Genomic DNA, 13,420 nt, shown 5'->3' on the forward strand with positions numbered 1-13,420 from the left:
TGCGTTTATAGACTCGGTGTTCAACTCTTCCCAATGGCAGGCCATCCCGGCCCGAACCGCCGATGATACTTGGACTACGCGTCCCGGATCAAACCTGGTAAAGTAGGTAGCCGCCACAATTATTAATACACACAAAAGCCCATCCTTTTGGGGATGGGCTTTTGTGTGTTTATACCAATCTACTCACCTTTTCTTACAAAAGTTAAATGCAGTTGGAAGAGGCTCCTCTCATAGGGAAGCAGACGGATCAGGATTTCTCAACAGCCCTGATTTGGTCGAAGGCCAGGTTGCTGCTGCCTTCGCCTTTACCGGTGTTCTTCTTCATCCCCTGCCATACAAAAACCTCGCCATTGACCCAACGCGTACGTTGGAAGGATTGAGATACACTCACACCTGCACGTGGAACTTCTTCTTCGTGAATGAAAAAAGCCAGAGGTGCCGGTGTAGTAAGGTCAGTACCGAGGTGGTCCAACCCTTCCCGCAAAATACTTGTGCGCGGTTTAACCTTCACCGGTTCGTGAGGATCTCCTTCAATGATTCGTAACATCGACGCCCTTTGCAGCTGGGTCTGGCGGTTATCGTTTTTGACATGCACAGGAATAAACGGTATCCAGTTTTCGGGCACGTCGGTCATCGCCTGGTAGCTGATCCTTGCGGTAAAGGGCACTTGCGCGGCGGATGTGCTCGCCTTTACGATGTTTTCGTGGTATTGCCTTACTCTCAGCGCCGCCTCACCGCCTTTGTCGGCAACTCCGATCGGCAGCGGTACGGCCGTTTCAATACCCCACACCATGTTGGACATTTCATCGCGGATCAGCATGATTTTTTCCAAAGGCTCCCCTTCCTGCACTTTCATGGCTGCAGGTGCTAGAAACAGCGTATTATTTTGTGTCTGCGAACTTAGCTTAAACATGCTCCACGGCTCAGCGGCAACACTTTCCTGTTCGGCCGCCTTCACCCAGATCGTTTCTCCAAAGTTGTTGCGGACCGTCAGTCCTTCAATATTCGTGAGCACGCCAACCGGAAGCGTTTGCGGAAAAATAAACCAGTCATTGGCATAAATCAGGCCAAATTCCATTAAAAGTAACTTGGAAAGGTCTGTTGTTGAAGGTCTTACTGCACCCAGATTGGTTTTTCCGTCTTCGAATTTCCACCAGCGGGTGTCAGGCATCCCGTCAAACTGCACATGTGCCGGAATGAATGTTTCAGTGACCGTATCTTTCGGTTTTTCGGTTGCGAGGCCTTCTTTTTGATCGATATCGAATGCATACCAATCCAGATGGCCATCGTAATATTCTTTCGCGGTCAGGGTTTTGATATCTGCCGCCGAGAGCGCCGAACTTTCAAACTGGTATTCGAGCCGATCGGGGAGCCAGGCATTATTTTCGTCCTCCTCCGGCTGGTAGTAAAGTTTTTTAAACCACAATCTGAAATTCTCCGCAAGTTCGGCGAGCACGCCTATCTGCCCGGCATCGGAAGTAATATCGTCGGAGGCCTGGTTGCCAATGATTTCAATATATTGTAAAAATTTGTAGCCGTCCATGCTGCGGCCACTGATTGCCGCATATTGCTGCCACACCTCCCGGTGCGCGTGGATATGGTCGGTATTGCGGGCGGGATCCGGCAAGACGAAAGTATACTGCCTAATGTAAGCTGCGGCCAAATCAAGACTTCTGGATTTCAAAAGTTTCAGCCAATATCTGCCCATTTGCAGCCTGATATCAATACTCAATTCTTTTCCTTCCCTCGAAAAGAGTATCTTCTTTTGCTCGGCCTTAACTTCTAGTGGAACATTATCTTCATACGGCTCTTCCTTCCGGTTCGCCGCCTTATACAGGTCGAGCTGGGAGTTGGAAATATGTACTTTGGCGAAAACTGGGGAGCCCGCGTCGTCGCTGGTGAATTCTCCCATTTGCCATTGCCTTGTGAGCATCCACAATGCATCCCGTACCTCCGCTTTCATGGCCCTGTCAAAATCATGAGTGCGGGGACGTCCTTCCAGCCGGTTCCACATCATGACCGTGGGATGCAGCCGCTCCGCCAGTGCTTTACTGATATCCCTGGGGTTGAATTTATCTTCCATGACCTAATTGTTTTCAATGCGTTGGTAAACATTGTTGTTGATTGCCAAATTAGTCGCGACCGTGATCCAATGTAATGTGACGGCCATCATGGTAGTCGGCAGAAATTGAGCATACCTTGTTTTTTCCAACATAGCAGGTTCTACTGCTCGTTTTTTGGCCATTTCCAGGGTTTCTTCCAGTGCGGTGAGCAGGTTGTCCCATTCCCAGCTGCCGGTAAAATCCGGCGGAGTTACCAGCAGCATGGTCTGCGGTGGTTCGCTGTTCGGCTGGTCGTAGTGAAAGGCTATGCCGGTGTTTTGTTCCTTTGATGGGATCACCTCCGTCCATTCGTCAATCACAATGCCGCATTGGGTTTTGGTTTTATCAAATGGCTGGGCAAAATGAGCGGTATATAATAATGTATCGCTGTTGATTGCAAACGTATCGGCTTCGTCCTTTTCGTTTTTGAACTTCATGGCCGCCCACCGGTCGTTTTCCCTGAATGGGAATTGCAGGGGAGTTAGCTCAACGGCGTTTTCCGGTTTAAAAGCTGCGGAAAGCAATGCCACGTTCTCCCAATGCCATACTTTTTCCCTGACTCTCGAAACGCCGGCCAGCCAGTCGTCGACCGGGAAAGACCTCTTTTCATGGGTCCTGGTAAAAGCCAGCAGCTGGTTGCTGTTTGTAAACGAACTTTCAAATGCATTGCCCTCTTGTTCGGCGAGCCTGAAATGCATCAATACCAATGCATCTTCTCCCAATAGCTTTTTAAATGCGCTTTGCAGCAGGGAAATTTTGTCGGAATTAACGGTGGCTGCATTCGCTTTTTGTATCAGATCTGCGCATGTTACCAGTTTGTCTGTTACCGATTTTTGAATGTTTTTCAGGGCTGTTTCGATGTCTTCTTGGAGCGAAACAAGCCTCCTGTTTTCAGCTTCCGTATCATCGTTATCGGAGTTCGCCTGCTGCATGAAGCCGATGCCGGTCTGACTGTTTTCATAAAGTGCCAGTTTCAGGAACAGGGTCGAAGTTTTTTCAATCAAATCATCAATGCTCGTGCCGGAATGTGCTGCCAGCAAACTATCAATCTGAGTTTTGAGCATTTCAAGTTCATTCCTGAGTGCCGAGACGCGATTTTTGAATTGAACATCATCCACAATCGGAGCGAGCTGCTGACCCGACCCCGGCAAGGTGAAGGTATTCTGATCCAATGGCTTGCTGCCGATCAGTATCTGTCGCAGGCTTCTAATGAGTGCTGCGAGTTCGAAAAACGAAACTTTCGATTTGTCGGCGGGATCAATGGGTCTGGTATAATTGATCTTCACCTCTGTTTTAGGGTGTTCTGAAATCTGATACCGCACAAAATGCGAGATGCGATCGTCCAGTTCAGTCATGAATTGCTCGGAGTCGAGGTTCAGGAGATACAGTAGGTCGATAGGTTGCACACCCAGGTCGGTTTGAGAAACTTCTACAGACGTCAATGCTGATCCCGGCTTAATATAATCCACCTGGCAAAGAACCTTTTCGGGCGGCGGCAAAATGTCGGCCAGCCATTGATTAATACCGGGCTCTGCCTTTGCCCGGGGCGTCATGGCGATAGACGAAGGCGAAGCTGACGGGTCGGCATCGGTGTCAAACTGCACCGCCACTTTTTGTGTAAGCGTAACGCCGCTTCGGGGTGTCTGCACAACGTTGATTTCAGGCGGATAGCTTCCCTTGCTGAATGCGTCGGCCACACCCGCGGCCCTTTCAAAATTCCCCTGAACCATCTGATAGGCTTGCTCAGCCACTACCAAATCGGAAATGGCGTCGTTGATATCCAATATCCTGGCTGCTTCCGCATTAATCGCGATTGCTTGCGGGCTGCTTTCGTTCAACCCGGCAAAAGGAGGCAGACCGAAAGGAAATGTGCTGGTACCTGATTTTTGTATCTGGGCAACCAGTTTCAGTCCGTCCACCACATGATTCGCCTGCACCGTCGTAATGCTCTCGGCTGGGTCGCTCAATGTATCTTTCAGGTTATCGGCCACCAGCGGAAATACTTTTCTCAAAGGATATATGTACGAATCGAGTTCGATCTCGCCGGCTCGGTCGTGCAGCCCGCGTTCAAACTGGTAACCGAGCAGCGCTGCCAGGCTTTGCCCGTTTCGTATCCCGTCCAGAAATTGATTGGCGACCCTGACCCGGTTGGAAGTAAGGTTGACCGCAAATGGATTTCCATCGCCCGAATGCTTGTTGGACTCGTAGGCGCTCCTGAGCACCGCGGCGGTCGCGGCCTGGTTTAGTGACGGTGCATGAATGTATCCGAGGTTATCGGCGTACGTTTGCAGGGGCTTACCCGCTTCCCGGTTGAGTACCCTGTCCAGTTCAGGCGACAACTGAATGTCCGCCAGTACTTTCCTATTTGGCCGTACGTCGGTTAGCCAGCCATAGGCGCCCATAAAAATGCCTTTTGAATTTTTCCTCTCTGGCTGCCCGATCTTTCGTTGTTCACTCAGCTTGTAATTTGTTAGACCCGTCAGCCAGGCGTCAATGCGGTAATTGCAGCAATCCAGATGCTCGACGAGCAATCTTTCGAGGCGCGCGGTGGGCGTATTGACAAGTATTTGGATGGCCTCGATGGTATCTTTCAGCCTTTTCGTTTCGGCGGATTTATCCAGGATCTCGGGTTTATAAATATATTCAACCAATTTCTGGGTATCGTTTCCCGTGATGTTGCGGTCGGCTGCGTATAATGATTCGAACTTGCTTCTGCCGCCTTCCCGCTGTACGCCAATGAAGTCGGGATCAAAAAAGTCACTTAATTTTTTGGTTGGGTCTTTGGTAATGTTCAGCCTCGCCGCCGCATCCGCCTGGGCGAGCATCAGCGCATGCCGCAAAAGCAGATAGAGAATCGCATTGGGCGCTGCACGCCCACCAAAATCCTGCGTCCTGATGGTTTCGGCATTGGAGGTCGCCAGCCATTCCAGGTAGTTTTTATTCCCATCGGCAGTATATGGTCTGACCGGCACCGACTCCGATATCGGCAGGTCATCCACCAATGGTCCGCTAAGCAAATTTGCTCCACCCAGGAAGTATTTTTTAGAAATAGGCAGGCTGCTGATGTTGAACAGATTATCTCTGTCCACAGCCGATGCAATGTCTTTTCTGATTTCGTCCAGCGCGTGATCAATAGTACCGGCGAATGCTACATCTTTTTGCAGGATAAGTTGATTATAAAGCTGTTTGGCGCTTTGAGCATATCGCTGGTGAAATTCTACCGAATTAGGGTGCAGGCCTAGCACATTCAGCAATGTTTGCTGCGGGTCCGCATTATTCTTGCTGATCCTCGATACTTCCGGAACCAGGCTTGACCAGCTTGAATCCATCTGCATCAGGAGGCGATGCAGCTTGTTGAGAAAGATCGTCTGGAGGTTTTTTCTGGGCGCCAGGACAGGGCCGGTTTGTGGTGCGGGGAATTTTAGCCTGGAATACGCCGTAACAGGAAGTATCCCGTAAGGCTGTTTCCCGATCCGAATAGCAGGCGCTGGTCCACGCCCCGACACATAGTCGGCAAAGAATGTTTTAGTCCGGTTAATCAGGTCGTCGGTAAAAAGTGGTGTCATCATTTCTTCCATAAAATAACCCAATGTGGCCGGGAAGAGGGCGGTGTTCATGGCATTGGCTTCCAACTGGTCGCTGCCGTTTGCATGGGGTACTTTTTTCAAAATGCCGGGGTCGATACCCAGCAGGTCCGCTAATTTTTGCCCATCCGATTTCGTCGCGAAATCGTCCGACTCATCGAACTCCGTGGATTTTTTGAATATGCGCGCGAAGCTTTCATCGGGATCTTCAACAGACGAGGCCCCGGAATCCTCGTCATCCGTATTGTTTGTCGGCGTGCCCTGCCTGAGCAGCTCAAAACCCCCTTTGCTCTCAAAATGATCGGATAACAATTTTTCGAGCAATGCCTGGCTTTTATCCTGATCGGTCGAGTAGCGTACACCTACCACGAAGAGTTTGTCAAAACCAATCGCCGCACCGGCCGTGTTCATGGGAATTTTAACACCCATTCCGGCCGCAACAGCCTTCTCAAAATCAACCATCCACTGCAAGTCCTCATTGACGATCAGGTCACCGTTCGCATCCTTTTTGATTTGCTTGTCGGCCGGCAGCGACGGATCCGGGCCGACGGAGAGATTCTCCGACACATTCTGGTCAAACAGAAAAATTTGTTTGGCCGAACCATTATAGCCGATCGCTACAAACCGGTCAGGCAATGCAATCGCCTTCGGGGCTTTGGTCCAGGATGTAGGCGAGGTGGTTACGGTGGCATCGTCGGGAAATTGAAGGTCGGCAGGTTGCGGGTTGAGTGGTTTGTAATGCGAGACGATCCAGCCGGCCCGTCCGGCGCCGTGGCTGTTGACCAGACTTTTCCACGCGCCTTTTTCGAGCGTTTCATCACCATCAGCCTTCCATATCTCAGTCCAGAATGATTTTGCATTACGAAGCTCCGACTCGGACAGCTGCTCCTCTTTGTGGTTAATATTGCAATCGTCCGGAAAGACCCTTAACCACAGTTCCCGGGCGGTTCCGGCCGTTTTGAAGCGGGTTTCGAGCCTCAGCGGAAATAAGAGGATCGGGAACGCATCGCTCAGTTCGGCGATTTTAGTAACCGGATTGAATAAGTCGCTCATGGTTCAAAATCATTTAGGTAACATTCGGGATGCGTGCACGCCTACTAAAACCGGTACCTGGTAAAGAATGTACGCCAGTTCGGCGGCGTCGCTATCGGGTGTCCAGCCGGCCTGGATATCGTCAGGATGTTTCACATTTTCCTGGTCTACATTGGGATCGGGAACATTGAAATTGGCCGTGGTAAATGAAGCGGCCGAATTAAGCTCAATGCATCTTGCCGCCTCAGTACCAGTATGTTCCCAGGAGAAGTTATTCCAGTTGATCAGGCGAACATCACCGTTTTCAGTTTTTGTTTTTTCAATATCAAGGCCAAATCTGGGTTCTCCAGGCCTTTCTTTGATCACAAAAAACCATCCGGAATTGTTACCGGTCGAAGTGGGGTTTAATGTCCCTCTTGCTTCTTCATCGTCGAGATCGAAACCAAAGAAATAAATGTCCGGCTCCACTTTCGCTTCAAAGAGCGGGGTTTTGATGAGAGTTTCGGGCGGATTAAGCTTTTGAGCCTCCGTTAGTTCGGTCAGTACCCTTTCCTCGTTCACATCGGGCACGTTATTTTTTTTGCCCCAATCAGCTTTATGGGCATAGATAACCGCCGTCGGATATTTTTTAAGCAGCTCGCCCCTGATTACCAGTACCAGTTGTGTTTTGCCGCTGGTCAATGCGCGCTGATTGTGTGTTCCCAGTTCATTCTTCTGAGGTGAGCCGGGGTCGGTGGGGTTTAGTTTGGAAGTGTCAATTTTCGACCATTTGTGGATCGGTGGAATGTCGTAGAGCTGTTCCTTGATGTTTTCGGGCACAGGTTGTGGAGGCAAAAAGCTTGTTACGTCCCAAAATTGACGGAAATAGGTTCCCCGCTGATCGGTCGGGTATTCCCGCCAGAGCAGTTCACGCGACATTTCGTGGTCGATACCCACCATATATGCCTCGATAAACTTTTGGTTATTTTCGAGCAGGGTAATGCTGTTTTGCTCGATGAGGTTAATGTTCGGCAGGAAAAGCTCGGCAGACATATCGGCCAGCGGTTTATACATCGGCAGGTCGATCTCGGGATATACCATCACTGGTGCAAAGGTTTCCACCATCCTGTCCCTGATCCTGGACGGAATTTTGACAGTATCAAAAGTGCGTTTCGGGATCGTTACAGCCGGATCAAGCAGCTTTTTGACCTGCGTTACCATCTCCGCAAATTTCAGAATCGTTTTTTCCGGCGCCTGGTCGCTGATCTGTACAAACTCAAATGCATCTTTCAATGCCGCTTTAAATACAGTCGCTTCCTTGCTGTCGCGCTCGTTTCCCAGGAGCGTAAGGCGGGTTCTGCGAGGCTCGGAAATCACAAACCGGGCACTTTTTGTAAACCGTGCGACGGCTTTGGTATTTTGCGCCGCTTTGGTCAGTATCCCCGATTGTTTGATAAAATTCAGCGTTGCTGCATTAAGCCCCGGCACGCGTCCGGGATTCAGTTTGGTCACATCCGACAGATTGATAGCTCCCGATGGATCGCCTTTCGGCGGTACCACTACCAGCTTTCCGGCGTTGACCAACGTTGCCATGTTGCCTATATTCGGCGTATTATCCAATGCAAACTTTTTCATGACCGTACCTCTTGGCCTGACGATCCTTCTGAATGTGCCGGAAAGCAGCGCGCTTGGTACCAGGCTGTATTTCACCTGTTTATGTACGGTAAGGTTTTGGAAAAGCAGCCTGCGCTGTACCGGCGCCGTGAATGTGAAAGCCTTGTCGGCAATGAGCGGCGTAATATGTTTCTGGTACAGCCTGACAGAAACCTGCTGCGCGAGCTGCGCCATCCTAATCCTGTTGTTGGCTTCAATCACCTGCCCTACCTGCTCCCAGGCCGCCTGCATGTATTCTTCCTGTCCTTTCTGAACCACTTTTGTTCCCAGCCCGGCAGCCACGCGAAACCGGGGGTCCAGATTCAGCTCGTGTACCCAGTTTTTGTTATGAGGCAAATCGCCGCCTGCCTGATCTGTCAAAAGCCGTTGCTGCATGGCGTGCCAGCGGCCATAGAGTGGAAGTGTGATCACCGGATCGGGATCGGCCTGGCCTTCGTGCAGAGGAACTTGCGCATTTTCGTTTGCCTGCGAAACGGTTTTTGTTGGGTCGACATAGTCGTCGGCCAGGTTTATGCGCTGCGCCAGGGCTGTTGTAAAAGCGTGGGGATAAGGGTTTTCGTCCCAATCATCGTATTTTTTTACTTCCTGTTGGTCTTCCTCTTTCAGTGAGTCAAAAGGTACCCGGAGCGCGCCACCGAGTTTCAGGATGCCATTCAACTTGCCTTGTAAATCGCTGATAACCTCTGGTTTAAGTAAATTGGAGCCCGGGTGGATGATGTCAATATCCCGGACGCCGACGCTCTTATCGGCCGGTTTCGGTTTCAGCAGGTTTACGAGATATTCGAAATCACCCACATCCCCGGTCCTGAAATACCAGCGATGGTAGTAGGGAAATTCAATGTTTGCCGGGTTTTCCCATGCGCATTTTGTGGCGGTTAGCGTATCGGGAGGAGTGAAATCGAGTCCTGTAAGCCTGCCGCTTTCAAATGTAGGGATCAAAAAAGCATGGTACGACGTATTGGTTTCCAGTTTTCTTGGCGAAATAATCCGGGAACAAGCATTGTCCGGGTTGTTTTCGATCAGGCTTGTAATGCCTGCATTTACATTTACGGGATCTGCGGTATTCGGAGCGGCACCATCGGAAAGGTCTTCGTTTGCATGCACATGGGCCCAGGCCCAGAGCTGCGTCACCGGCGGGAAAATGTCCGTTGGTTTCTTTCCATCCTTCATTTTAAAAAATGGTAGCGGTTTCCCTTTCGCGCCTGCGCCATCTTCAAATTCGTCTTCTTTTAACACGACCAGCGTAAGCCAGGGAATCAGGCGGTTTTTGGCAAGATCTGGTGCAGCAGGTGTATAGCGCCAGGGGAAATCTTCATCGTAAAAATCAATGTAGGGCAGGTAATTGGGTTCGAAATTTGTGATCCAATTGCGCGGCTCGGTTTTCACGATCGCCCTGGAATCAATGCCTACAATATCGCCGGGGCCATAAATCTCAATATTTTTGTCAATAGGATCCACCGTCGCTGCATTTCCATCGGTTTGGGTAGCCGCTATCGAAAGGCGCACCGGAATATTAGCCCTGAGCTTGCCGGCAATGTTTTCGTTGCCCGACTGAATGTGGTTGGCTAAACCCTGCCGCAGCCAGGGCAGGAAGGAATAGGTTGCTATGGGGTCGCTCATGATTCCTGTAATTCAAAAGTTGAGATTACGTGTATGTCGTTCCTGAGACGTGGATTCTTGCTGATCTGCTCGTTCAGATAAGTTTGGGCCAGCATTTCATTGGCAAAAACCGATTGCAGGTCAAAGACTTTATTATTATCCTGGAAGGCCAGCGCAAATCCTTCCTCTACTACATTAAGTTTCTGAGATTTTGGCTGCATTTGAACAAACCGGCCTTTCGACAATGCTGATCTGGACACGCTGTTGCCTTTGAGAAAATGCGTAAAGAGGGTGCCGGAAAAGCGTTTGAACTTCCCTTTCGGTGCTCTTTTAGGCTCTTTATCAATGATGGTAACTTCATATTCGACCACTTTTCTGACCATTTTGCCATTTTTGACATGGCTGCCGTCGAGCGAAATGCGCACACCTCCCGGCATTTTGACAAAAGAAGGTTTGGACAGCTTATCAGCATCGCTCATGTTCTGGTACTGGGCGCTGGCAAAAAACTCGTCGACATGATCGACCCTCAATGCAGTTCCGTTGCTGGAAGCGCCGGAAATGGAAACGTTGCGGATATCGCTGGTTTTCTGATTGCCGATCTTGTCGATATTGACCGTAAGCGGCAGCAGTTTTTGCCTGATTTCCAAAGCACCGGCTGGATGCAGTACCAGCGGCAACGGCCCGTCGATAGCCTCGAATTGACGCAGCGAGACCAGGAGGCTCCGGTTTGCCGCGAGAACCGCCGTCCACTGCTCCGGTTTTTTGATCTCCTCGACAAAACGCGGAAGGATCTGGATGTCGGGTAGGGAAGTGTTTCGCGACTCGCCCCAGGTAATGTCGAAATCGGCTGATACATCGAAGAAAAAGAAAGAAATGCTTCCCGAGCCTTTTGCGCGCCAGGGTGTTGGCCCTTCCAGCGAAAATTTCAACCTGATACTGAACACGCCCATACTGAAAATTTTCAGCGAAACCGAGGCGGATACGTCTATGATGAAATAGAAAGGCGAAAACTGGAACAGCGCATCGAATGCAATGTGCCCGCTGACCGCAATAGAACTGAAACCGAAATAAAGCTCAGCCTTCGCACCAAACTGTACGGTATTGGAAGTGACGGCCTGGTAGCATTCCACCCGTATTTTCGCATTGTCCTTGTTCAGAATGTTGAGCGAAAGCCTTCTTAATGTGGGCAAAGCCAGCGGCGGAGGCGTGTAAGACGGGTGAAAGCCGCCGACGGTCAGAATAAAATCAGGATTATCGCCATATTTCAGCCGCACAGCCATGTCACCTTCCAGCGGCATACCCAGCAAAAAGGATTGGTACAGGCTCGCGTCGAAAGTGATCATTTTTTTATCAAAGTCGATGGTGCCGACAAATGCGACCTGGATCTGCACCAATGGAACGCGCTCTTCGGGCAGCGCTATTTTCAGCACGCCCAGTATCGCAATGTTTCCTGGAATTTCGATGATCACGCCAAGCGAGAGGCTGATCAGGGTGGGAGTGCCCCAGCCGAGCTTGCCCATCGGACCGATCAGAAAACGGCCTTCGTAGGGCGGAAAAATGGTTTTAAGGTCCGAAATAATGCGTGGCGCATTGGCGATCACGTTCTGCGGGAACATGATGCTGTTGACCGCCCCGGTACGGACGCCCTCACGCAAGGGATTCAGCAGTACTGTCCTGTTCAGTCCCAAAAGACCTCCCACTGCCATCAATGTAAACCCATAGCCGAGCTGAAATGGAGGATTGAACTCGGCGGTAATGATGATGAGCATGGAAAAACCTTTGCTTCCGTCGGGCATCCTGGTTGAAACGAGTCCGATCGCTTTGGCAGAAATAAACCCGGCGATGGTTAGTTCCAGTGCGCCGGCGTACTCTTGTCTGTCAAAATCAAAATACAAATATCCGCCACCGGTGACCGCCCCGGCATTGATAACGAGTCCCAAACCCTTCGGCGGTTTGAAGCCCGGCCTGAGATCAATCCGGCCGAGATTGCCTGAGTTGTCATCAAGTAATCTGGCAAATACTGTAAATCCGATGTCCTCTACCACCACCTCGAGGGGGCCTAATGCCGCCTTGAAATCTGCCCCGGCAGTGAGTGGAAGTGGGTTTTTACCCAGTCCGGCACTTACCGTCAGCCCGGTAATCTCGATTGGGCCCAGGGAAATGTGCGTCGGCAGTTTTATTTCAAGGGTGCTACTGCCTTCGATAAAAAAACCGGATGCCGACGAATACCCGAAGCGCAAATCGAAACCGGAATCGATTTTCAGCGCGGGGAGTATTTTTGAAATAAAACCGTCTGCCTGTGTGAGATCAATCAGTAAATGGCCCTTTTCAAGTGCGCCTTCCAGCATCATTTTTCCATGGCCAGCAGCGTCAATGTCTGCCGTTACTTTTGCGCCGAAGGATTGGGCTTCGATTTTGCTTAATGCCGAAAAATTCAGAATATCAAACGGCTTGTCAGGAAATCCGGCATTGAATTCCGCGCTCATGGAGCCGCCGGGAAAGGAGGGTGCCGTAATGTCGAGGTTTCCGTTTGGAAATAGTGAAATTCTTGCCCCGCCACCCAGTTCGGGCAAAATAGATATCCTGAATCTCCATCCCGGCTGACTGATGTCGATATCCGGCGTGAATCGAAGTCCCGCCGCAGGCTCGATAAAGAGCCCGGGTATCGCTTGCGAGTGATCAACCCCTGCCTTCACGAAAAGCAGATTGATCTCCGAAGGTGCCCCTGCCTGATCGTATATCACGGGCAAGCCGGAGTGCAGCAGCACTTTTGAAAGGACCGGAAATAGTTTTGTCCCTGTAAAAGACGGTTTCCCCCAGTCATAAAGCTCCGACAGTTGCCCGGCAGGATTGGAAACAGTGTCGGTCAACTCACCGAGATGGACGACGCTCCTGGTGAATGCCGGCAAAGCGGGATTGCTGCCGCCGGTAGTTTCAGTCCTTTCTATAACCCCGAAAAGTTCCAGTATATCCGCCATCGAAGGCAGGCGGTTTTCAATGTTGGTGACAAAGAGATAGTCGAACAAACGCTTGGGAAGGTCGGCCAGGAAAGTATCCAGTTCCGCCTGCGTGATACCCAGAGACGTTGCACCCAGATCATTTCGTATGCTGTTTGCCATGATGCCGAAGTCATCGATCAGCGCTTTGATCTTCACGGCGAGTTCGGCGGATTTTTGAATGATGGTTTGAGTCTGGTCCGCATCTGCCGCTTGCCGAAGCTCGCCGACGAGGGAAAAGACCGACCTGATATGTTGGCTGAAAGCATTTAATACAGACTGAAATGCGGTATTGTTCCTGACGGATGCCGGCAGTTCGAGACCCAGTTCGGAAAGCAGAAGCTCAGTTTCCCCCTCTTCGATCCGGGTGAAGAGGGGCTGCATGATCCTGGCCAGGCCGACCAGTATTTGTTCGATTGTTCCCATATTTTACGCCTAAGATGCGGTTGTTCAG

Annotated in this window: 4 protein-coding genes; all 4 read right to left on the reverse strand. The window is 50.6% G+C overall.

The window, feature by feature from the left end:
- Positions 1-247 precede the first annotated feature (247 nt).
- From IEY24_RS31295 to IEY24_RS31310, 4 genes are read right to left on the reverse strand one after another with little or no spacing between them, the layout of a single operon-like run.
- Entirely contained in the window at positions 248-2,083 is a 1,836-nt protein-coding gene (locus IEY24_RS31295; protein WP_188939236.1) for a hypothetical protein, read from the reverse strand.
- A 3-nt stretch (positions 2,084-2,086) separates the two neighbouring features.
- Positions 2,087-6,739: a hypothetical protein gene (locus tag IEY24_RS31300; RefSeq protein ID WP_188939237.1), complete on the reverse strand. Its 4,653-nt coding sequence runs from the start codon at positions 6,737-6,739 to the stop codon at positions 2,087-2,089.
- A 9-nt stretch (positions 6,740-6,748) separates the two neighbouring features.
- Complete coding sequence (locus IEY24_RS31305; protein WP_188939238.1) at positions 6,749-9,991, reverse strand: hypothetical protein; 3,243 nt, start codon at positions 9,989-9,991, stop codon at positions 6,749-6,751.
- Positions 9,988-13,392 carry a DUF6603 domain-containing protein gene (locus IEY24_RS31310; protein ID WP_188939239.1) on the reverse strand — a complete coding sequence of 1,135 codons (3,405 nt, stop codon included), beginning with the start codon at positions 13,390-13,392 and terminating at the stop codon, positions 9,988-9,990. Before IEY24_RS31310 ends, IEY24_RS31305 begins: the two co-directional genes overlap by 4 nt.
- Positions 13,393-13,420: the final 28 nt, after the last annotated feature.

This window comes from Dyadobacter endophyticus, from assembly GCF_014641595.1.
Taxonomy (GTDB): Bacteria; Bacteroidota; Bacteroidia; order Cytophagales; family Spirosomataceae; genus Dyadobacter; species Dyadobacter endophyticus.

What these genes read in the sequence shown, in the direction of transcription:
- IEY24_RS31305 (WP_188939238.1), bottom strand. Translation starts at nt 9,991, where the DNA reads ATGAGCGACCCCATAGCAACCTATTCCTTCCTGCCCTGGCTGCGGCAG.
- IEY24_RS31295 (WP_188939236.1), bottom strand. Translation starts at nt 2,083, where the DNA reads ATGGAAGATAAATTCAACCCCAGGGATATCAGTAAAGCACTGGCGGAG.
- IEY24_RS31310 (WP_188939239.1), bottom strand. Translation starts at nt 13,392, where the DNA reads ATGGGAACAATCGAACAAATACTGGTCGGCCTGGCCAGGATCATGCAG.
- IEY24_RS31300 (WP_188939237.1), bottom strand. Translation starts at nt 6,739, where the DNA reads ATGAGCGACTTATTCAATCCGGTTACTAAAATCGCCGAACTGAGCGAT.